Raw genomic sequence first — 21,735 nt, 5'->3', positions numbered from 1 at the left:
TATTCATCAACGAGTGCCCACACAGATTGATAGGTTTAAATTGTTAAAGAGCTTTGCTTGTCGAAACTTTCTTTTTACAAAGAAACCCTTGAAAGCGGACGTGAATTCTAGCGATTTAATCTTAAGTGTCAAACACTTTTTAAAATTAATTTCTTTCGAACTTTCCGTCTTACTGATTACCGCTGAAGCCTTATGGCATCTGCCGTGTCAGTGAGGCGGCATTATAGAGATCATCGAAAACATGGCAACCCCTTTTTTGATAAAAATTCAAAAAACTTGCTTAAGTGGCTACTTTTACGTCAAAAGGCTCTTTCGTAGCTCAAAGCTCATACAATAATGGGTGTATTACTTAAAACTTTGCGATTAGATCTTTCGAAAAAGCCTCTATATCTAGCTCAATGCTCCATTTCTCACTCACTTCTAGGATGTTATCTAGCGATTGCTGAACTGTTTTTATCGTCAATGTGTTGTTGTCTAGGTCGTATACCTGTTTTTGCGTGGTGTAATAGAAATAAAGGATGGTCAGCGCGTCTCGGTCGCCTTGCTCAGCTTTGGGTTGAATACGCTTGAGCTTACGATAGATTTGATTATGGATTTGTTTAAGGTTCCATACATAAAGCGCTTCTTTGAAGTAATCATGCCCTTTCACACGGCTCGCGATAAATGCATTCAATGCGACTGATAAGATCACACCTAATACGTTCAAGTGGAAATTACCTGTCGATTCGCCTGCGATTGATTGCCCTGAACCGAATAGCTCGATCAGTATGGTTCCGAATACAATGGCGAACACTGCGAGTGACCCAACCAACGAAACCAACAGCAGGTTCATCTTCTTTCTATATTCTTCTTTATTGATCTTCTGTAACTTCATCGACTACTTCCTTATGTAAGTCACCTAATAATTTGCGCATACTATCTACGTAAACATTGGGTCGCTTCAACCCTTACCATCTTGTAATGTGGTCATTCTCTATTTAATACGCAGAGTTCTTCTGGTTGGCGCTATACGCAACTCTATTTGACTTCATTAATAGAAAAGAGTTACATACCGCCACAATTTTGGTTATTCATCAATTCATGTTGATAAAGCCCGTTTCGCTTTATCACATACTGACAAGGTACATTCCATGCGTTCATTTGTATTACGCGCTCGCGCAGCCCCTACAGAGAGCAAACTTATCTTAGAAGGTGTTGGGCAAGATGCTCATACTGAGATTCTGGCTCATACTCTGATGAACACGATCTTCGTTGCTCAATCTCACCGTGAGAATGTCACCGTACACCTTGTATTAGAAAGTACTAAAGACTTTTCACGTACGATCACTTTCGATTCAAATGAGATCACCAACATTGGTGGCTTTCATGAATCGGCATTGTTATCAGCGGTAGTAAGAGCGGTTGATGCTTCTCAAGGTATGACCAAAGAGCAGACTCGTCAGGTTGAACCGGGAATCGTCGTTCGCACTATGAGCTTTGAAAAACTAGTCAAAGAACTGGCTGAAGACCACCAGCTATACATGATGGATAAGAAAGGTGACTTTATCCGTGATGCAGAGATTGCTGAAAACCCATGTTTCCTTCTTACTGATCACATCCCTATGCCGAAGAAAAGCTACAACAGCTTAAAGCGCTTAGGGACAGAAAAAATCAGCTTAGGCCCGAACATGCTGTTTGCTTCTCAGTGCGTTGTATTGATCAATAATGAGCTGGATATTCGCGGTTTCTAGCCTCCGGACTGATAAGCTAAACAAAAAAGAGCTCAACTATGTGAGCTCTTTTTTATTATCTATCTCTTTGTATCAATGGTGTTATCTCGAAATCAGACCTGATTAACCAAAGATGAAGCTGTATAGGAAGCCTGCACCCATCGCCATGCTTAGGATAACGAATAGGAATGCTGCAATCATTTGGTTATTGAAGATTGATTTAAGCAGGATAACTTCCGTCAAACTTGCACCTGCACTACCAATGATCAATGCCATTACTGAACCCAACGCCATACCTTTCTGTACTAGAGCTGCACTTAATGGGATTACCGCTTCAGCACGAATGTACAGTGGAATACCAATCACGGCAGCTACTGGAATCGCATACCACATACCTTCACCAGCGTACTGTGCAATTAGGTCTGTAGGAATGAAGCCGTAGATGAATGAACCAATCGCGATACCCATCATTAGGTAAGGGAAAACTTGTTTGAAGTCTTTCCAAGTTGAGAACCAAATTCTCATCCAACGACTAGGTTCTTTCTTCTCTACGATTTCAGCTGTTGCGCTTCCATCCGCTGAACAGCATGAAACCGTTACTTGTGGCTCTTCTTTTTTAGAATCGCAGCAAGATGTCTCTTTTGCCATTACTGGTGCAGGTTCGCCACATGCACTTGTACCACATGAAGATTCCGCTTTAACCGGTGCTGCTTTCTTAGGATCAGAATCACCACAGCTAGTGCCACAGCTTGAAGCTGAACCTGTTGATTCATACGCTTCAGGTTTTACGTAACGCTCAAAGCCAAGCTTCTCAAGTGCGTAACCAGCCACTACAGACACCGTCATTGCTACAAGGAAGTAGAACACAGCAACTTGCCAACCGAAGGTAATCACAAACAAACCAATGATCACTGGGTTCAATAGTGGGCTACCAAATAGGAACACCATCATTGGACCGAAACCCGCTCTTGCACGCAGCAATCCTTTTAAGAAAGGAATGGTCGAACATGAACAGAAAGGTGTAATTGCACCCAGTAGTGCTGCTACTACATAACCCTTACCATTACGTGAGCTCAGGATAGATTGAATCTTTTCTGGTGTAAGGAACTCTTGAAGAATCCCAACAATGTAGCTGATCGCTAAGAAAAGGATAATTAGCTCTACTGCTAAGAAAGCGAACATATCAAGTGCGTCTTTCAGCATTGTTAACATTTCATTGCTCATAATTAACTCCAAACTGGATTGAAGGTCGGGCTCTATGAGAAAAGTAACCAACCCTTAATTTCGAATATTCTCGAATTATAGAAATAAACAGCTCCAGAACAAGCATTATTTCGATAAAAATCGAAATGATTTTCGAAAACACAGTTTTTCAATAACTTACACAGACACCGTTTTTAAATTTGAATTCGACATACATTTCGACTAACATCGAAATTAAATCTTGAGGAGTTAATATGAACTTAGAAGTCGTTGCGAAAGCACTTAAAGAGTTGGGGCACCCTATTCGCCTAACCATTTATAAGAGTGTCGTTAAAGCTGGCTACCAAGGCATTGCAGTTGGCGGCCTACAAGAAGAGCTAGGCATTCCCGGTTCTACCTTGTCTCACCACATATCAAGCTTGGCGTCTGCGGGCCTAATCAGCCAAAGACGAGAAGGAAGAACTCTATTCTGCGTGGCGGAGTATGAGTGCCTAGAAGGTGTGATTGATTTCTTACAAGACGAATGTTGCGTAAATGAACAGTGCAACTAATGCACCTTTGAAGCTCGAACAAGTCTGGGCCGAGTATCAGCAAGCATTAAAGTCATTCCTGCATTCAAAGGTCAACAACTCTGCGGATGTAGACGACTTGCTCCAAGATATCTTGATTAAGACCTATCAGAACTTAGATAAGGTACAAGATGCTAGCAGTGTTAAGGCTTGGCTGTTCCAGTTAGCCAACAACACCATTATCGACTTCTACCGTAAGCATGCACGCCAACAACGTGATAGCCAAATTGATGCTGAAGATCTGTGGTTTACCGATTTAGACCACGACTCTGAATTTAAGCAGAAACTTTCATTGTGTATTGAACCTTTTATTCAGGCATTGCCAGAACAAAGTTCATCGCTACTGCTTGCGGTCGACATCAAAGGCCAAAGCCAAAAAGAGATCGCAGAAGCGCAGAACGTCAGCTATTCAACGGTTAAATCCCGCGTGCAAAAAAGCCGTGCTGATCTTAAGAACCTGTTTGAAGAGTGTTGTAACTTGTCCCTTGATCAACAAGGCAATGTGATTGATTGCGAGCTTAAGCCGAACGCCAGCTGCGGCAAGTGTTAATCGTTACATCGAATCCGTTATTTCAATAGAACAAAGCCAGCAATTAATGCTGGCTTTGTTGTTTTCATAATCTGCAAATCACTCTTTACTTAAGCAAATCTAGAGCTTGAGCGAACCGAACTATGCTGCTTCCGCTTTTACCACAGGTTGATAGCGCCCCGGTTTATGATTCATTGCTAGAATCAAGTTGGTGACTATCGCACCAAGCACAGACAGAAGAACCAATGACACATCAACAATGAACAGAGAAAGCACAACAATCGTGCAGTCTAATGCCATCTGAACCTTACCTGCTCGAATTCCAAAACGTTCTTGTAAGAACAACGCCAGAATGTTGAAGCCACCTAAGCTCATCTTGTGACGGAAAATCACCAGCATGCCGGTACCAATCAAGCCACCACCAAGTAAAGCTGCATACAATGCATGAATTTCGGCAATTTGAATCACGTGATACAAGTGATCCACGGCGAACGAAACAATCGAAACCGCGATAAACGTATTGATTGTGAAGCGCCAGCCCATACGAGCAACCGACAAAATATAGAAAGGTAAGTTAAGTGCGAAGAATACTTGGCCAAAGCTCAAATCTGTTACTTTGGTAATGAAGATCGCTAGACCAGCCGTGCCCCCGGTGAGCAAACCGACTTGGTTGAAAAAGATAACGCCGAGTGAAACCAATGCGCTACCTAAGATCAGTGCCAGTAAGTTTTCGCGAAGATTATGATCTTTATCCATGTGAATGACTCTCCCTGAATCTTTTAACATCGCGTTTCAGTAGTCTTGAAACGATTTATGCCCAAATTTACGATGTTTGACAGATAAGTCGAGTGAACGAGCAATGTTGCTTAGTGATTAGTTTGTATATTAGTTTTTACAGCTTTGTGAAACTTTAAATTAAACAGCTAGTTATAAGCCTTAATTTGGACTTTCATTCTTAATTAGATACTTGTTTCTATTAACTAACGAGCTTCAAGTTTTCTTATTTATTGAGCGCGTTTTATACCAATTCCAATCAAGCGACAATCTATGCATAAAACGCATAGACTACATCACAAATGGTCATTTGATACATACCCGACTCATCACTATGATGCGCGACTTCTTACAACATTGAGCGCATGTCAACACCGTATGTTTTCACAATCTCTTTTTGCCCAACTTGCCAGAATGACGTTATTCCTCGTCATTAGTTTGGTTATTGTGCATCACAGTCAGCCATTGATTGATCTCTTGGCTCAGCATGCCGTAAGCAGTGGTTGCCACCAGCAGTCAGGGCATGATCATTCTGGGCACGAACATCACCATGAGATGACTGACCAACACATGTCAGCGCAAGACCACTCACATCACCACCATTAATTTAAGAGTATTAGAATGAGCATTTTCCGTTTTCCTTTACTGGTATGGCTAGGGATAGGCACACTTATTATCAGTCTAGGGATCAGACAATCATTCGGCATTTTCATGATGCCAATTTCAGAGCATTTCGGCACGGGTCGAGAGTTTTTCAGCTTCTCTATTGCTCTACAAAACTTATTTTTCGGTGTGTTCCAACCTTTTGTTGGTATGGCCGCTGACAAATGGGGAGCAAGACGCATCATTATTGCTGGCGCATGTGCTTACGGTTTGGGTTTACTTCTTACCTCAATTTCTACCGAATCGAGCATGCTTTACGTTTCGTTAGGCGCACTGGTTGGTCTTGGCTTGAGTGCGACAAGTTACGTGATCGTGCTTGGCGCAGTAGCGAAAGTTGTACCAGCAGAGCACGCGGCTAAGGCGTTTGGCTTAACCACGGCTGCAGGTTCATTTGGTATGTTCGCGGTAATTCCGGGCGCACAATACATGCTGAATGAATTTGACTGGCAGAGTGCGATGCAAGTGTTTGGCGTACTGTGTTGTTTGATGATCTCTTTTGCGCTGTTCATGCGAGCGCCTAAAGCAGCCTCAAACAAACAAGCGCAAGCTGAAGAGAACCAAACACTCAAAGAAGCGTTGTCTGAAGCGTTTGCTCACAAAGGTTACTGGTTGATTCACGCGGGCTTCTTCGTGTGCGGTTTCCACGTAATGTTTATCGCAACGCACTTACCGAGCTATTTAGCAGATAAAGACCTACCCGCGAGCAGCGCTGCGATGGCACTGGCTTACGTTGGCATCTTCAACATCTTTGGGTCTTACTTCTGGGGTGTAATGGGCGACAAGTTCAGCAAACGCCACGTTATGTCTGCACTGTACTTAGTGCGTACTGTGGTTATCGGTGCGTTTGTGACTCTGCCTGTGACTGAATCAACCGCGGCTATCTTCGGTGCGGCCATTGGATTCTGTTGGTTGGGTACAGTTCCGCTAACGTCTGGCTTAGTTCGTCAGATCTTCGGTGCCCGTTACCTATCAACGTTGTACGGCTTGGTATTCTTTACTCACCAAGTGGGTAGCTTCTTAGGCGCTTGGATGGGTGGTCGTATTTACGATTACTACGGTTCTTACGAGCCAATCTGGTGGTCAACGGTGGTGCTGGCATTTGCAGCAGCACTTATCCATTTACCAATCAATGACAAGCCCATTGAGCGACTGAAATTGGCAATGGCTTAACGTTTTATGCTGACTCCCCCACTAGCGTAAACAAGTCGTTCCAATAAAGCGAGTGAGTATTGAAAGGAAGCATCCTGAGATACTCACTCGCTTTTTTGTTGGTCGTTATAGTAGAAATTATAACTAGCGAAACTGGCATAAAGCTCACTGAATAATAAGACTATTATTTTAGTTTTCATTTATAGTATCCACCCGCTCCTTTAAAACTAATCCGCAGGCTTATGGAATACATAGATCAGACTGTCCTTATCGCAATGACACTCATTTTTGTCGGCTCGTTTGTGCAAACCGCAATCGGCTTTGGTTTGGCCATTGTTGCAGCCCCACTGCTGTTTTTGGTCTCTCCAGATTATGTGCCTGCGCCTATCTGCTTGGTTGGCCTGTTTATCTCTTTATTCAACGCCTTTAAACACCGTGCAAACATTTCTATTGGCGGGTTAAAAATCGCATTGCTGGGCCGCATTCCAGGCTCACTGGCAGGCGGAGCATTATTGGTGATGGTTTCAACGAGCGTGTTGTCATTGTGGTTGGGCTTATTGGTGGTATTTGCCGTGATTGTTAGCCTACTGCCATTTAGACTCGAACCAACCCCAACTAAGATGGGTATTGCGGGGTTCTTCTCTGGGTTCTTTGGCACCAGTTCTGGTATTGGTGGTCCACCGATGGCACTGCTACTCCAACACCAAGATGCCAATCAGCTTCGTGGTAACCTTTCTGCGTTTTTCGTGTTTAGTTCGATCATTTCATTGGTTGTACAGATCCCAATTGGCTTCTTCACGATGCACCATTTGATCATCACTATACCTTTGCTGCCTGCTGCTTGGTTGGGTTACAAAGTGGCGTTAATGACGACACAAAGCATCCCTAAAGAGAAGATACGCATTGGTTCATTACTGCTATGTTCTCTCAGTGGCTTTACGGCAATCTGGCAGGGTTTAGCTGGCTAGTTATTGGCGATAAAGACCGGAAAAGACATCTTAGAAAACCAACACAGATCAAACACCCAATAGATAAAAGGACGCTCTATGACTTACGACGAATTCAATTCATTCTGCGAGTCGCTGCCTGCAACCAGTTATGTGATGCAGTGGAATAACTCGCACGTTTGGAAAGTGGGTGGCAAGGTATTTGCGATTGGTGGTTGGGGACCGAAAGATGAGCCTGCGTTTATCTTCAAGGCGTCTGATCAGAACTTCGACTTTCTGAAAGAGGAACCCGGTTATAAACCTGCTCCTTACTTTGCTTCGCGTGGTATGAAATGGATTCAGCTGTTTGAAAGCACGCCAGAAAGGGATGAGGAGCTGAGATACTACCTCACTGAGTCACACCGAATTGTGTCCTTAAGTTTAACCAAAAAGAAACAAGCAGAGCTAGGGCTCAATCAGTAGCGTTTATTACGTACTGCTAATCTGAGCCCTTCTTTTGCAGTGAGGAAGGCCCCCTAAGAAGTCTGTTTCAAAAATGCAGGTAAATAGCGTTCTATTTTTTGCTCTGAGATAAGCGGCACCAATAAATAGATCAAACCCGCAAAGGCAATAGATCCGGCTAAGTCCTCTGGTCGATGCATGCCAAGCCAAACACGGCTATAGGCGACACCACCAGCCCAAACCAGTAAACCGCCGACTAGATAAAAGCGTTTCGCCTCTAGGAGAAGACCACCAAAAAACGCCAAACACACACCGACAAAGATCATATGTCCAGATGGGAAAGAGTAGTCAGTTTCACCCAACCAGTGACGCGTTCGCCACTCGCTCACCTTATCTTGTACAGACTCAATCGCAGCATTCTTTTCAACCAATGGTAATTCGTAAAACACTTCCGGCATATCAACCACTTCCTGCGTCACCAAATACTCAGAATAAGGACGAGGGCTCTCAGTGGAATGCTTTAAGAAGGTTTTCGCTGCAAAGCTAAGCACCAACAACAAGCCGAGCTGCAGACAAAGACTGACTAACTTCGCTTTGGAAAACTTCATCGTGAACAATACTAAAGACAAAATCGCTAGTGTTACCAAGAACCCTTGATTGCCCGCAGAGTAAGTCACAAACGTTATGAAGGCGCCATAGAAAGGCAAAACAGCACTTCCAAGGTCGAAGTCAGATCCAAAGATCAAAAAGGGTATGAGGGAATACAAACTTAGAACGAGCAGTAATAAGCCTTTGGATTTGTTAGAGAACAGAGAAGTCATGGCTAAGATCTTTTAGATAAAGTGGTCGGATGCTATCGCAGCTTAGCATCGTCAATATCAATTTTATGTCAAAACGGTCAGTCAGCCGTCATGGTGTAACAATATTCGATTAATGGACCTCTTGAGTATTGATTCGGTGAACAGCCACGCCAGCACCAATAATGTTCAACATCCATTTATGTTCATAGAGATAGCAAAAACCACTGAAACCAGACGAGACAAAGGCATCATCCCATTAATAGACTACCGGACGCGTTCTGCTGATAAAGTGAACACTTACCGGATTATAAGGCCAGAATCTTAAAAACTTTGCTGTCAGTCCTTTAAATCCACTATTGAAAGGATTACCATCTGGTCTGCTTTCAAAAGCAAAACAGATTATTAATTTTTATTCTCAGGGCGGGGCGAAATTCCCCACCGGCGGTATGTCCTTAGCAAAATCTAAAGATAAGCCCGCGAGCGCTCGATTCGTCGAGGTCAGCAGATCTGGTGAGATGCCAGAGCCGACGGTTATAGTCCGGATGAGAGAGAATGAAAACACACTCGTTTAAGTTGGAAAGGCGTACCCGCGTGAGTTGGGTTCGTACCTCCAACTTAGGCGGGTGCATTTCGTTTTGGATAAAACCATAATGAGCTAATACCAATCACAGTAAATAAATGATCAGAGATAGCGCAGGAAAAACGCTTGAGAACAAGGCAAAATTTTTCGATAAGTAGTTATTCTACAGTCAAAAATTCTAACGCCGTTATCAAGGGTTTTAACTAGCTAGAATGACCAGTTGTTTACTACGATTGGTACAAGTTACTTGTAATGAGTAGGCTTTGTTGTGCTCGGTTGAGATCCCTCATACAGCCCTGATTCTGGTGATATTTTAGGAGTTTAACCATGAATCAGTCTTCACTACTTGCCGAATTTGGCGAACCAATCACTCGCGTTGAAAATGCACTGCAAGCTCTACGCGAAGGTCGTGGCGTACTTCTACTTGACGATGAAGATCGTGAGAACGAAGGCGACATCATCTACTCAGTAGAACACCTGACGAATGCTCAAATGGCGCTTATGATCCGCGAATGCAGTGGAATTGTGTGCCTATGTCTAACTGACGAGCAAGCGAACCAACTTGAACTTCCACCTATGGTTGTTGATAACAACAGCGCAAACCAAACTGCGTTTACCGTCACTATCGAAGCGAAAGTTGGTGTAACAACAGGTGTTTCTGCCGCTGACCGTGTAACAACGATCAAGACAGCTGCAAATCCAACAGCTAAGCCTACTGACCTTGCTCGCCCTGGCCACGTATTCCCATTGCGTGCTCGTAAAGGTGGTGTACTTGCTCGTCGCGGCCACACAGAAGGTACAGTAGATCTTATGCAAATGGCTGGTCTTCAATCGGCAGGCGTACTATGTGAAGTAACCAACCCAGACGGCACAATGGCAAAAGCGCCAGAGATCGTTGCTTTCGGCAAACTTCACAACATGCCAGTACTGACCATTGAAGATATGGTTATGTACCGCACTGAGTTCGACCTTAAGCTTGCGTAACGTTTAGTGCTAAACGCTTAGCTCTTAAGCTAACGAAACTCAGAAATGAACATTGAAAGGTCTCACTCTTACTGCTTTTTCTAGTTAAAAGTATATAAAGGGTGAGGCCTTCTTCATTTCCTACACTGAAATCTAAGTTCCATCTCATCGCCCACGACTAACCTCTCAAAAAATCCTGCAAAATATGAGAAACATTCACTAGAATGGTGAAGTCATGCACCATCATTGATCATCCATAATTACAGGGAAATCATAAGCAACTGAAATATAACACTTATTTATTTTGGCACGGTGTCTGCACTACCACTAAGTAGGTATACAAATATTAGGAGTTGAATATGTTTGTAGTTATTTCAGTGGGTTTATCCCTATTAGTACTTGCGGCCCTGTTTCATTTCTCAAGGAAGAGACAAACAGCGCTATCACACAGGTTTGAAACCTTAGTTCTGCTTAGAGAATTATTGTTGTTATCACGCAAACATCGCGCGGCAACGCACTATGCTCTAGCTTATAAGTTGTCTAGCGACTCGATTCGCAAAGTGAACGAGATTTACGACAACATACTTGAAGTATCTGAACTGCTTCAGTCCCATGTGTCGTTTGACAGCCGCCCTATGTATCGCATCTATCACCTCAAGCTCATCGCCATGCACAGCGACTGGCAAAACCGTAGCTTGGTGCGTAACCAATCGATTCATGGCAAAACGATACGTCACAGCATGTTCTTAATGGATGAAGTGATGATCATCTGGCTTATTCAGTCTGAGCGAGAAGACATGAGCCGTGAGTATCACATGAATTGGCAACAGATCTTAGACTGCATGGAGATCCTGACCAAGTTACGCATGTGCATACCTGATATGGAGAAGCCTGAGGAGTACGCGAGATTCAAATTCTACGCATCTCAAACACACAGAAAACTCAACCAGCTATCGATTATCTGCCCTCTTAGTAGTGGGTCACCGGTTTGTACGCGAGCGATGCATGCACTCTCAGAGATCGCATCAAGTAACGAAGCGACCCAACCGGCAGATAGCATGTACGAATTAACCAGTGATATCTCTAGCGTCGTGTCGCAAGTTTACGACCAAGTATTATCCGACATTACGAGAAGCTTGTATCAGCCTTTACCAGACGTAAACGAAAAGGTAATAAATACCCGATTATCCGTACACCATTACATGTAAAGACTTCGTGAGAGGAGAGCGTGCTGGAACTCTGAATTATTGAGTTCAAATCCGATATCACCATTGATATCGGATTTTTGTATTTATGGGCTTTTAATTTTTGTCGCTATGTATCATTGCCTATGAAGTTTCTAACATCATTAGACCTGATATCGCTAGCCCAAGCTTGTGCCGCAAAATCAATAAACTGACGAACAACCGGAAGCTGATAGCTGCGAGACAGATACACCGCCCAAAGCACGCTGCTTGGCGAAACAAACTCATCTAATATTCGTATCAATTTGCCATTCGCAATCAGTGGGTTGGCTAAGTCACAGGGCAATCGAACAACCCCTTTACCATGCTGTGCAGCGCGGGTTAATACCCCAACATCATTAGCTTTGATAGTGCCAGACACCTCAACCGAAAAATGCTGATTATCCTTAACGAAATCCCACTTAGAAACACTCAAATGGCGAAAACAATTGTGCTGTCGAAGCTCGTCGACTGTTTTAGGTTGACCATGTTTGTCTAAATAAGCTTGCGATGCACACACCACCGAATCAATTTCCATTAGCTTACGAGCAATCAAGCTATCGTCAGGTTGATCGGTATAACGAAGTGCAATATCGATCCTCTCATCCACCAGCTGAGTAAAGCGGTCTGAGGCAAACAGTTCGACCGTGATATTAGGGTGGCGCTCGGTGAACTGTTCGACCACATCCAACAACATGTGCTGAGTTAAACCAATCGGAGCTGCAATTCGAATGGTTCCAGAAAGATCATCGGTTTGATTGAGTGAAGTAACTTCTAGCTCAGCGGTCTCATGGAGGATCTTCTCACAGCGCTGCAGAGCGATTTCCCCTGCCGCGGTTAAGCTCACCTTTCGAGTCGTCCTATGTAATAGCCTCTGCTTCAGCCACCCTTCTATCTCTTGAACATGACGTGAAACCTGCAACCGACTCATGTCCAAATGCTCAGCTGCTTGGGTGAAGCTGGCACAATTCGCAACTTCAACAAAGCTACGCATTGCCGTCAACCTATCCATCACACTTTCCCTTATCCACTGAATAAAACCTATTAGCTAGCTACATAGATACAATCTACATCATTTTATGATATTTATCGCAACCTAGTGAGCTATTAGACTGCAATGGCTGTCGAGAAACAGACTCAATAAATTAGATAATTGGAGAAACATTATGAAAATTGCAGTATTAGGCGCATCAGGTTGGATTGGTAGTCACATCGCTCAAGAAGCTCAAGCTCGCGGACATGAAGTTGTTGCTGTTGTAAGAGATGCAATCCGCGTAGAAACCCAAGGCATTGAAGTTCGTTCATTTGATTTACAAGACGAAGCCGCAAATCTAGCAAACGCACTATCCGGCGTTGATGCAGTAATTACTTCGATTGGCGGACGCGCTCTAGGTAATCACGACATCGTAAAAAGCACAGCAACTAAGCTGCTTGATACACTACCAAGCATTGGTATCGAACGTCTACTTTGGGTTGGCGGTGCAGGCTCATTAGAAGTAGCACCAAATGTACCGTTAGTGACCGTTCCTGACTTCCCTGCAGATTACAAAAACGAAGCGTTAGCACAGGGCGAAGCGCTTGAAGTGTTCAAGCAATCGAACAGCGAAGTTAATTGGACGTTCATTAGCCCAGCAGCAGAAATCTTCCCGGGCGAGAAACTATCAACCTACCGTACCGGTGGCGACCAACTGCTCACCGACCAAGATGGCAACAGCAAAATATCCGTTAGCGATTACGCTATTGCGATGATTGATGAACTCGAAGCTGGCAAATTCCCACGCCAACGTATTGGTGTTGCGTACTAGTCAGCTCATATATAAAAACTAAAAAAAGCCGCTTGTTCAAAACAATGCGGCTTTCTCATCTTTTACTGAGCATTCCTTTAATCCAATGGCAGATGCCCTGTTTTCACTAGGATAACCGTCTCTTCTTCCACATAAGGAAAATGCTCACTCATGTGTGGGCTGCGCATCCATGTGTGTTTTGGATACTCACCATGTTCGTCTTTAAAGGTGCCAGAAAGTACAAATATCTCTTCACCGCCAAAGTGGCGATGCGGCTGAAAACGTTCGCCAACCGGCCACTTCACTAACGCGACATGCTCGTGTTCGAACTCATGCAGTGGCATCACTTGTAAGCCGCCAATACCCTGAAGCCATTCTGTTTCCAAAGTATTAATACGAACTTGAGTTAAGTCTCTCGCGTCAAACTGGTTGAGCTTAACCAAGATCGTACAGCCATTTTTGCTGGATGGGGAATGCGCGCTGCCCGGCGGATTACGGATATAAGTGCCCGCTGGGAAATCTCCGGTTTCATCAGAGAACACACCCTCTAATACGAAGATCTCTTCACCTTGCGGATGTGGGTGCTCAGAAAACGAAGAGTCAGGATCGTACTTCACCACGCTGGTCGTGTGGCCCGATTCTTTCTCTTCTCTTTCAAGTGGCTTACGCCAAACCCCTTTAGCAGGGCTTGCGACCCAATCTAATGTCTCGGTTTCTATAACCAATCTCTTTGAAAAGTCCATGTTGAACATAATGGCGACCTTACTCTTATTATCGTTTTAATTATTATTGTTGTCTTTCTCGTTTCTATTCTACTCGAATACTGATCAAGGAGGCCATCTCGCTGCTATTTTGCCTGCGCGATAGCCACCTAAAAAGAATCCTAATTAATTGCGGCCAGCAATCACTCCGCCATCAACATCCCAGATTGCACCCGTTACCCAATCAGCACTGTCTGACAGTAGGAAAGAGATGCTATTAGCGATGTCTTTCGGAAAACCTACTCGACCAATAGGATGGAACGCGTTGAAGCCTTCTAGCGCTTGATCCACTTCTTCAGGTTTGATGAAAGATTCGTAAATCGGCGTTTTAACAACAGCAGGAGAAACCGCATTCACGCGAATGTTGTAGTCCGCAAGCTCCATTGCCATGTGTTGTGTTAATGCATGCAGGCCAGCTTTAGCCATTGAATAGGCAGAAGATGGCGTCGCTTTGATTGCTTGCTTCGCCCACATAGAACCAACGTTAACCACACTGCCGCCGCCATTCTTGATCATCAATTTACTTATCGCTTGAGTGATGAAGAAGGTTGCTTTATTAAGCTGCATGTATTGCTCGTAATCAGATTCTTGGTGCTCAATAAACGCTTTAGGGTTGAAGTAACCTGCAGCATTTACAAGGTAACCAATACCTTCATCTAACGATTCAAGGTGTTCGATAAGGCGAGACACACTCGCATCATCATAAAGGTTAGCTTGCCAACCTGAAGCGTGACCTAACGATTGCAATTCTGACACCGCTTTATCTAACTTAGTTGGGTTATTGCCGACAACCAGCACATGGATATTTTGAGCGACTAACTGCTTCGCTGTTTCAAAGCCCATACCACTTGTGCCACCGATTACGACTGCAATACCATTTTTAGTGAAGTTCATTTTGTTATCTCCTAAGTCATGTGAACGTGGTAATCTTAGGCTTTGAACTAACACTATGAATAGTAAGTACAAATCGGTTAGGTAGGTACTTATTGGTACATCTTTATGAAAAATCAGGAAAACTTTTTTTCAAGAAAATCAGCACCAGAGCGCTCAGCTCGCATGGTAGAAACCATCTACGGCTGTAAATGGTCGCTAACGGTCTACCAATTGCTCGCAAATGGCATTAATCGCCCTGGTGAAATGGTGCGCTCGGTCGAAGGGTTATCGACCAAGGTATTGAATGAATGTTTGAAGCGAAATGTAGAATTTGGGATTTTAGATAAGCAAATGTTCAACGAACTGCCACCAAGAGTTGAATACCAAGTGACTCCGTTCGGCGAGAAGTTTTTGTTGATTCTAGACCAGCTGGAAAACCTACAAAACGAAATCGACGAGATGTAAGTTCAAGCCAGTCCAACTATTGTCAAAAAACGGAAGACAAAAGAAGGAGACGGGAGACAGCAAACACACTTAGCTCACTGGCATTTGCTCAAAGCGACCTTTTACAAATTCAATGAAGGTTCGAATTCGGCTTGGTTGATAGCGGTCTCGATGGTAGATCGCTGAAAAGTCGACCTTAGGCACCACCCATTCTTCAAACACTTGCAGCAATTGCCCGTCGTTCAGTTCTTGTAAGCAATAGATGGTTGGAACACGAATAATTCCGTTGCCCGACTTCGCGCCCTGCACCAACACTCGCCCATTTTTACATTGCAGTCTGCCCGTCACATGCACATCGACCGTTTTCTTAGTGTCGTCTAGCGCTTGAAAGCTCCACTTACGCACCGATCCCGTTAAGCAGTCATGATGGATCAGATCTTTAGGATGACTTGGCTTTCCTTTACGAGCGAAATACTCAGGGCTCGCGAGTGTTCCCATTTCAATATCCAATAGCTTTCTAGCGATAAAGCCCGCATCTTCAAGACTCCCCATACGAAAAGCGATATCAAACGCGTCTTCAATCAAGTCGACTCGGTTACTACTGAAATCAAGACTGATGCTGATGTCTGGGTAGAGTTGCATGAACTCATTGACCAGATCCGCGATGATCACCTCGCCCAGATAACCGCCAACACAGTTTACTTTTATGTCGCCACGTACTTCTTCGACATCATCAACCGCAGCAATCAGCGCTTGGTCTATGTTATCGAGGGCTTGCTCACATCTCGCGTACAGATCTTGCCCCGCGTGAGTCAGCCTCAAGGTTCGAGTGGTGCGGATAAACAGTGTCACACCCATCTGCTTTTCTAGGCTACTCACTTGGCGTGATACGTGGGAACGAGACACATCCAACTCCTCAGCCGCTTTGGTGAAATTACCTAAACGAGCGATAAGCACGAAAGAGCGAATATCAGACAGGTTAATTTGATTGAGCATAGTCGCCAGCTTACTAATGAAGTTATGAGATAGACGCTTTTATTGTTGCACCACAGCAACAGTGTTTCAAGTAAAGCGCTATATATCAACAATGCTATTTTCCTTAATATACCTCCATCGCAACGAAGCAAGGCAACAAGCACTTGATTCGAATGCACTTAAACAACACGTCGTAGCCAACCGACGCAATAAAAATACAGAGGAAATAAAATGAAAAAGCTAATCGTAATTACAGGTGCAAGCTCCGGTATTGGTGAAGCAATCGCTCGTCGTCTAAGCGATGAAGGTCACCCTCTGCTACTTTTAGCTCGTCGTGTTGACCGCCTTGAAGCGCTGAACCTACCAAACTCACTGTCAGTAAAAGTAGACGTAACAGACAAAGCGTCTTTTGATGCAGCAATCGCACAAGGTGAAGCGAAATTTGGCCCTGTAGACGCGCTTATCAACAACGCTGGTGCAATGCTTCTTGGTCAAATCGATACTCAAGACGCTCAAGAGTGGAAGACAATGTTCGACGTGAACGTTATTGGCCTTCTAAACGGCATGCAATCTGTACTTGCTCCGATGATGGAACGCAACACAGGTACTATCATCAACATCAGCTCAATTGCGGGTAAGAAAACATTCCCAAGCCACGCTGCTTACTGTGGTACTAAGTTCGCGGTACACGCTATCTCTGAGAACGTTCGTGAAGAAGTAGCAGCTTCAAATGTTCGTGTTACTACTATCGCACCGGGTGCTGTTGAGACTGAGCTTCTGTCTCACACTACATCTCAAGAGATCAAAGACGGTTACGATTCTTGGAAAGAAGACATGGGCGGTGTATTGGCAGCTGACGATATTGCTCGCGCTGTATCATTCGCTTACCAACAACCACAGAACGTATGTATCCGTGAGATTGCTCTAGCACCAACTAAGCAACAGCCATAGGCCTTTGCTATCGCGACTAAATCAGCGATGAACTAAAAAAGCGCCACGACTTAACAAGTTGTGGCGCTTTTATTTTGATTCAATCTAATTGCTAGCAGTAAGCGAGATTAGAACTCAACGCGGTAAACTGATGTGCTACCGCTCACTTCATTGCCGACAGCGATAAAGTGGCTACCTGAACGCGTAAAATACTTAATTGATTCAGGACCTAGGTCACCCGCTTTAAAGTTGTAAGTATCGTTGTCGCAATCACCGTCTTCATCAACCTTAGTGCACACTGGTTGTGTGAAGTCTCGGTTGTTCAAGTAGCTGATGAAACTTGCGTTCTTAGGCTGTGTTACGTCGTAAACCATGATGCCACCTTGGCGCTCAAGGCCGATAAAGGCATAGTGCTTACCGTTGATCTCAGCCACTTCGATAGCTTCAGGTTCTACCCCTTTATCATCGCTGCGATCGTCACCACTTTGGTTGTTATCATTGGTGCTGTTGAAGTTTGCAGGATCTTGTTCAAGAACGATTCGAGCGAAATCATCACCGCTATCAAACACTAACTCGCCAGACTCATCCCAAATAGAGAAAGAGCGGCTACCGAATGCTTGAACCTTTTGGTCAGCAGCAAGTATTCCTTGTGGCTTAATCACCTTTAGGCGAGCCAGTTGCTTGTTATCTTTCAACGCTCCAGCCAATGGGTGGTTAGCGTCAACATCTAGCTTCTTGCCACGTACTTCATCAACATAAGCGATACAAAAGTCTTTCTCTGTGGTGTAGTTTTCGGTGCCTTTATAGTCATCGCCATCCCACTCAAAGCCTTTATCGTCACACTCTTTTTGCGTTGTCTTGATGCCATACTCGCGGCCGTCACCTTCGTTCGCCGTCACGATGTAGGTATTGCCATCGACACTGTAGCTAGTGATGCTGTCTGGCATGTAAAGTCCTTCTAACATCGCGTAGTTTTGTAGGTTGCCGATATTTTTGTCTTTATTCGACGCATCCAATTGCGCGCTATCCCAAGGTTTGCCGCCTAAACCAAGAATCGCATCCACCTCTGCCGTTGCGACATCAATCGCTGCTAGTGCGTTGTTCTCTTGCAGGGCAACGTAGAGTTTGCCGTTGTCAGCAAACGTTAGGTATTCAGGCTCTAGGTCTTGAGCGACGGTCGCATCGGGAGCTGAAATTCGAACCTTATCGGTTAATTCCTGGTGACGAGGCTGACCTTGGTTAAATGCCTTGAAATTAATCTGAGTGACCTTCGCTTGCATCGGCCCATTCGCTAAATCCACCAGCGTTACTGAACCTTCAGGATCAATGCTGTAATCCGCATTCGGCTCACCTTCATTTGCTGACGCAATATAACGACCATCTTTAGAGAAGCTCACCATGTCTGGCAGAGCGCCAGCCGTATAAGTGGTGATCAGCTCTAATGTGTCTGAGCGATAAAGTGCAACGATGCCGTTTTGTTGTTTGTCGGCATTTTCAATCGCGACAGCAACTAACCCTTGATGAGTCGACACACTGTTCGCTGCACCAATATCAATACCAGAAGCTGCAGCCGCTGATTGAAGATCAATAGAACCCGCAGATGTTGGTGCGCTGTCAGAGTCCATCGATAACACATCAACTTTCTGAGCTTGAGCGTTCACAACATAAAGCTTGTCGGTACATGAATCGTAGCTGACGATTTCGGCTGCAGAAGTATCAAACGGGGCGTCGGCAATTGAACGGCCAACTAGGCTGATTCCGGTTACCTCTGCATTGGAAGCGCTTGGCTGCAAGATGGATTGGCATTGAAGGCTAAAAGCATCAAGTGATGTTTGAGATGGCGTAGCAGTCGTTGGTGATGTTGGTTGAGAACAGCCTACTAGAGCAGAACTTACCGCGATAGGCAGTAATAATGTCAGCTTATTAAATTTACGATTCATATATCCTCCATAATTTAAACCGCGATCATAGTGGGCTGTTATGACACTTATCTTTCCCTTTTATTAACAATAAATGACGACAATAGGTTTTTCTTACCCATAACAATAGAAAGCTAAGGCGAGCAATCCATTAACAAGTAAGCAAAGAAAAGCGCCCAAGCTGACTGATGCTTGAGCGCCTTTAGTAAATTGAATAGGGAGATTAGAAGTTGTAACCACCACCAATCATGAATACCCATGGGTCGATATCAACGTCTGTTGAGTACTGAACACCACCCGCTTTGTATTTAGCTGTAGTGTCGATATCTGCGTACCAAACTGAAGCATTCAGGAACCAGTCTTCATTGATCATGTAGTCCATACCGATGTTTGCAGCAAGACCCCAAGAGTCATCAAGAGACAAGTCGCTCAAACCAGCATCTTTGCCCGTACCATTAAGTTCTTCATCGAAAAATACGGTGTAGTTGATACCCGCGCCTACGTAAGGACGGAATTTGCTGTTTGCTTCACCGAAGTAGTACTGCACCATCAGCGTAGGTGGTAGGTGTTTTGTGTCAGCGATATCGCCTAGACCACCATGATTTGTAGAGATTGTATGAGAGAATGGCGTTGCTGCAAGAATTTCAAGACTGATGTTATCTGTAAACATATAGCCAAATGTCAAACCAAGTTGGGTGTTTGAATCCACACCAAATTTTGACCCCGATGTCTCCAGAACATCTCCACTGCTATCGTTAGGAGATACCATTGCTGCACCTGCACGGATGATGAAATCACCTTCTTTATGAGCAAGAACGTTGGTTGACATAAGAGCCGCAATAACCGCAATACCACATACTGTTTTTTTCATTATAATTTCCTTTTGGGGGCTTAATCTTTGTTGGTGAATGAGTAATCATTTCTTATTTTGCGTGCAAGGTATCATAGAATAACCCTACTTTATTGATGGAAATCAATTTGTGAAAAGTTGTGATTATTTATGTAAATTTATATCGACCCGATCACTTTATTCCTTCATTTTATTGACAGTTTTGTAATGCGGCTTTTCCGTGCGTCATTTTTTAATCCAATCAATTCACTCTATTCGGATCTTTTTTGGATCAAAATAGAGCAAGCCAATATCTCACGTGCATCATTTTGGTGCAGAACAACAAGAATCAATCTCGCCTCGTATAATATTCAATGAGTTACATTTGGCTTAGTGCTTGCAAGTCTATGTTCATAATCATAAATACATTGAGGTTCTGATCATGCAAGACACTCTAACAATCGTTCTGGCCGGCGGTGTTGGCTCTCGGCTTTCCCCTCTCACTGATAACCGTGCAAAACCTGCGGTACCCTTTGGTGGCAAATATCGAATCATCGATTTCACTCTAGCGAACTGCCTGCACTCAGGGCTTCGTCAAATTTTAGTGCTGACTCAATACAAATCTCACTCTTTACAAAAACATTTACGAGATGGTTGGTCGGTGCTTAACCCCGAGCTTGGCGAATACATCACCAATGTCCCCCCACAAATGCGAACAGGTGATAGCTGGTACAGCGGTACTGCCGACGCCATTTATCAAAACTTGTATTTGCTCTCTCGCAGTGAAGCGAAGCATGTGGTGGTGTTGTCAGGCGACCATATATATCGTATGGACTACGCGCCAATGCTCAAACAACATAAACAGAATGAAGCCGACTTAACCGTGGCTTGTATGGAAGTGTCGATTGACGAAGCCAAAGAGTTTGGCGTGATGGAAATTAACGAAGCGCATCAAATAAGTAACTTCACAGAAAAACCACGCTACCCTGCATGCGTACCCGGAAGACCAACACGAAGCATGGCTTCAATGGGTATTTATATCTTCGATAAAGAAGTGTTAACACAAGCACTATTGGCGGACGCAGAAAATCCAGACTCCAGCCACGATTTTGGCAAAGACGTGATACCTAAATTAGTGGGTGAGAAAAGCGTTTATGCTTACAAGTTTGGAGATACCGAAGGCAGAGTCACACAAGATGCATACTGGAGAGATGTCGGTACACTCGACTCTTATTACCAAGCCAATATGGACTTACTAAAACCGGTTTCTCCTATCGATTTATATCAACCTGATTGGGCAATTCGAACTTACGAACCTCAATTGCCGCCCGCGCGAACCATAGCGTCAGTAGAAGGTAATCAAGGTATATTTATTAACTCAATGATCGCAAATGGTGTGGTGATAGAGGGTGGTTCAGCGCAGAATTCGATCTTCTTTCCTAAGGTAAAAGTCAACAACGCGGCCATTGTGATTGACAGTATTCTTTTTGAAGATGTTGAGATTGGAAAAAATTGCCACATACAAAACTGCATCATCGACAAGAACGTTAAGGTGCCTGACGGAACCCAGATCGGTCTTGATGGCCTTGCCGATGCGAAACGCTTCCACATATCAAAACAAGGCGTGATTGTGGTTCCCTCTTCTTACCAATTTGAAGAGTAACCTTTAA

Annotated in this window: 23 protein-coding genes and 1 riboswitch; of the genes, 12 read left to right on the top strand and 11 right to left on the bottom strand. The window is 44.1% G+C overall.

Features of this window, described 5'->3' with window-relative positions; genetic code table 11:
* Positions 1-349: 349 nt before the first annotated feature.
* Entirely contained in the window at positions 350-874 is a 525-nt protein-coding gene (locus AB6E54_RS17635) for a DUF3087 family protein (protein ID WP_065584102.1), read from the bottom strand.
* Positions 875-1,130: 256 nt separating this feature from the next.
* Between AB6E54_RS17635 and trmY the strand changes: the two genes are divergently transcribed.
* Positions 1,131-1,730 carry a tRNA (pseudouridine(54)-N(1))-methyltransferase TrmY gene (trmY, locus tag AB6E54_RS17630; RefSeq protein ID WP_017061702.1) on the top strand — a complete coding sequence of 200 codons (600 nt, stop codon included), beginning with the start codon at positions 1,131-1,133 and terminating at the stop codon, positions 1,728-1,730.
* Between the two features lie 102 nt (positions 1,731-1,832).
* Here trmY and AB6E54_RS17625 read toward each other — a convergent pair whose 3' ends face one another.
* Positions 1,833-2,933 carry a permease gene (locus AB6E54_RS17625; protein WP_171732845.1) on the bottom strand — a complete coding sequence of 367 codons (1,101 nt, stop codon included), beginning with the start codon at positions 2,931-2,933 and terminating at the stop codon, positions 1,833-1,835.
* Positions 2,934-3,166: 233 nt separating this feature from the next.
* Between AB6E54_RS17625 and AB6E54_RS17620 the strand changes: the two genes are divergently transcribed.
* On the top strand, positions 3,167-3,463 hold the full coding sequence (locus AB6E54_RS17620) for a helix-turn-helix transcriptional regulator (protein ID WP_004733042.1): 297 nt from the start codon (positions 3,167-3,169) through the stop codon (positions 3,461-3,463).
* On the top strand, positions 3,447-4,031 hold the full coding sequence (gene sigZ, locus AB6E54_RS17615; RefSeq protein WP_017061700.1) for an RNA polymerase sigma factor SigZ: 585 nt from the start codon (positions 3,447-3,449) through the stop codon (positions 4,029-4,031). Before AB6E54_RS17620 ends, sigZ begins: the two co-directional genes overlap by 17 nt.
* Positions 4,032-4,151: 120 nt before the next feature.
* Here the strand turns inward: sigZ and AB6E54_RS17610 are convergent, their stop codons facing one another.
* Both AB6E54_RS17610 and AB6E54_RS17605 read right to left on the bottom strand, forming a co-directional pair.
* A complete protein-coding gene (locus AB6E54_RS17610) occupies positions 4,152-4,766 on the bottom strand; it encodes a YitT family protein (RefSeq protein WP_017065874.1) in 615 nt (204 codons plus the stop codon).
* Positions 4,767-5,226: 460 nt separating this feature from the next.
* The gene (locus AB6E54_RS17605; RefSeq protein ID WP_017061698.1) at positions 5,227-5,376 is read right to left on the bottom strand and encodes a hypothetical protein; all 150 of its coding nucleotides are present in this window, start codon (positions 5,374-5,376) and stop codon (positions 5,227-5,229) included.
* Between the two features lie 29 nt (positions 5,377-5,405).
* Here AB6E54_RS17605 and AB6E54_RS17600 point away from each other — a divergent pair, with 29 nt between their 5' ends.
* The 3 genes from AB6E54_RS17600 to AB6E54_RS17590 all read left to right on the top strand — a co-directional run bounded on the left by AB6E54_RS17600 (position 5,406) and on the right by AB6E54_RS17590 (position 8,005).
* Complete coding sequence (locus tag AB6E54_RS17600; RefSeq protein ID WP_372106799.1) at positions 5,406-6,617, top strand: MFS transporter; 1,212 nt, start codon at positions 5,406-5,408, stop codon at positions 6,615-6,617.
* A 221-nt stretch (positions 6,618-6,838) separates the two neighbouring features.
* Positions 6,839-7,564: a sulfite exporter TauE/SafE family protein gene (locus AB6E54_RS17595; RefSeq protein ID WP_372106797.1), complete on the top strand. Its 726-nt coding sequence runs from the start codon at positions 6,839-6,841 to the stop codon at positions 7,562-7,564.
* Positions 7,565-7,642: 78 nt separating this feature from the next.
* The gene (locus AB6E54_RS17590) at positions 7,643-8,005 is read left to right on the top strand and encodes an MmcQ/YjbR family DNA-binding protein (protein WP_372100916.1); all 363 of its coding nucleotides are present in this window, start codon (positions 7,643-7,645) and stop codon (positions 8,003-8,005) included.
* 53 nt (positions 8,006-8,058) lie between these two features.
* Here AB6E54_RS17590 and AB6E54_RS17585 read toward each other — a convergent pair whose 3' ends face one another.
* A complete protein-coding gene (locus tag AB6E54_RS17585) occupies positions 8,059-8,805 on the bottom strand; it encodes a phosphatase PAP2 family protein (RefSeq protein WP_017064917.1) in 747 nt (248 codons plus the stop codon).
* 386 nt (positions 8,806-9,191) lie between these two features.
* A riboswitch (FMN riboswitch) is annotated at positions 9,192-9,342 on the top strand.
* Between the two features lie 349 nt (positions 9,343-9,691).
* Here AB6E54_RS17585 and ribB point away from each other — a divergent pair.
* Both ribB and AB6E54_RS17575 read left to right on the top strand, forming a co-directional pair.
* Complete coding sequence (gene ribB / locus AB6E54_RS17580) at positions 9,692-10,348, top strand: 3,4-dihydroxy-2-butanone-4-phosphate synthase (protein WP_017054827.1); 657 nt, start codon at positions 9,692-9,694, stop codon at positions 10,346-10,348.
* A 338-nt stretch (positions 10,349-10,686) separates the two neighbouring features.
* On the top strand, positions 10,687-11,535 hold the full coding sequence (locus tag AB6E54_RS17575; RefSeq protein WP_017064918.1) for a hypothetical protein: 849 nt from the start codon (positions 10,687-10,689) through the stop codon (positions 11,533-11,535).
* A 106-nt stretch (positions 11,536-11,641) separates the two neighbouring features.
* Here the strand turns inward: AB6E54_RS17575 and AB6E54_RS17570 are convergent, their stop codons facing one another.
* Positions 11,642-12,562, bottom strand: a complete 921-nt coding sequence (locus AB6E54_RS17570) for a LysR family transcriptional regulator (RefSeq protein ID WP_372106795.1) — start codon at positions 12,560-12,562, stop codon at positions 11,642-11,644.
* Between the two features lie 154 nt (positions 12,563-12,716).
* Between AB6E54_RS17570 and AB6E54_RS17565 the strand changes: the two genes are divergently transcribed.
* Positions 12,717-13,355: an NAD(P)-dependent oxidoreductase gene (locus AB6E54_RS17565; RefSeq protein ID WP_102332195.1), complete on the top strand. Its 639-nt coding sequence runs from the start codon at positions 12,717-12,719 to the stop codon at positions 13,353-13,355.
* Positions 13,356-13,432: 77 nt separating this feature from the next.
* Here AB6E54_RS17565 and AB6E54_RS17560 read toward each other — a convergent pair whose 3' ends face one another.
* Together AB6E54_RS17560 and AB6E54_RS17555 are read right to left on the bottom strand one after the other, a co-directional pair.
* Positions 13,433-14,086 carry a cupin domain-containing protein gene (locus AB6E54_RS17560; protein WP_017064919.1) on the bottom strand — a complete coding sequence of 218 codons (654 nt, stop codon included), beginning with the start codon at positions 14,084-14,086 and terminating at the stop codon, positions 13,433-13,435.
* 135 nt (positions 14,087-14,221) lie between these two features.
* The gene (locus AB6E54_RS17555; protein WP_229648218.1) at positions 14,222-14,989 is read right to left on the bottom strand and encodes an SDR family NAD(P)-dependent oxidoreductase; all 768 of its coding nucleotides are present in this window, start codon (positions 14,987-14,989) and stop codon (positions 14,222-14,224) included.
* Between the two features lie 105 nt (positions 14,990-15,094).
* Between AB6E54_RS17555 and AB6E54_RS17550 the strand changes: the two genes are divergently transcribed.
* Positions 15,095-15,433: a helix-turn-helix domain-containing protein gene (locus tag AB6E54_RS17550; RefSeq protein ID WP_004733017.1), complete on the top strand. Its 339-nt coding sequence runs from the start codon at positions 15,095-15,097 to the stop codon at positions 15,431-15,433.
* A 69-nt stretch (positions 15,434-15,502) separates the two neighbouring features.
* Here AB6E54_RS17550 and AB6E54_RS17545 read toward each other — a convergent pair whose 3' ends face one another.
* Positions 15,503-16,408 (bottom strand): LysR family transcriptional regulator, encoded by a 906-nt coding sequence (locus AB6E54_RS17545; protein WP_061025933.1) that lies wholly within the window; start codon positions 16,406-16,408, stop codon positions 15,503-15,505.
* A 210-nt stretch (positions 16,409-16,618) separates the two neighbouring features.
* Here AB6E54_RS17545 and AB6E54_RS17540 point away from each other — a divergent pair, with 210 nt between their 5' ends.
* Positions 16,619-17,338, top strand: coding sequence for an SDR family oxidoreductase (locus AB6E54_RS17540; RefSeq protein WP_010433036.1), 720 nt, complete (start codon positions 16,619-16,621; stop codon positions 17,336-17,338).
* A 107-nt stretch (positions 17,339-17,445) separates the two neighbouring features.
* Here AB6E54_RS17540 and AB6E54_RS17535 read toward each other — a convergent pair whose 3' ends face one another.
* A complete protein-coding gene (locus AB6E54_RS17535; RefSeq protein WP_372106793.1) occupies positions 17,446-19,257 on the bottom strand; it encodes a choice-of-anchor I family protein in 1,812 nt (603 codons plus the stop codon).
* A gap of 202 nt (positions 19,258-19,459) precedes the next feature.
* Positions 19,460-20,107, bottom strand: a complete 648-nt coding sequence (ompW, locus tag AB6E54_RS17530) for an outer membrane protein OmpW (RefSeq protein ID WP_017064924.1) — start codon at positions 20,105-20,107, stop codon at positions 19,460-19,462.
* A 400-nt stretch (positions 20,108-20,507) separates the two neighbouring features.
* On the opposite strand from ompW, the gene glgC reads away from it, so the two are divergent.
* Positions 20,508-21,728 (top strand): glucose-1-phosphate adenylyltransferase, encoded by a 1,221-nt coding sequence (gene glgC / locus AB6E54_RS17525; RefSeq protein WP_372106791.1) that lies wholly within the window; start codon positions 20,508-20,510, stop codon positions 21,726-21,728.
* Positions 21,729-21,735 lie beyond the last annotated feature (7 nt).

Origin of the sequence: Vibrio sp. 10N.247.311.49 (genome assembly GCF_041467655.1) — a bacterium.
GTDB lineage: Bacteria > Pseudomonadota > Gammaproteobacteria > Enterobacterales > Vibrionaceae > Vibrio > Vibrio crassostreae_C.
Note: the sequence above shows the minus strand (reverse complement) of the source record. Positions and strands in the feature narration are given on the sequence as shown.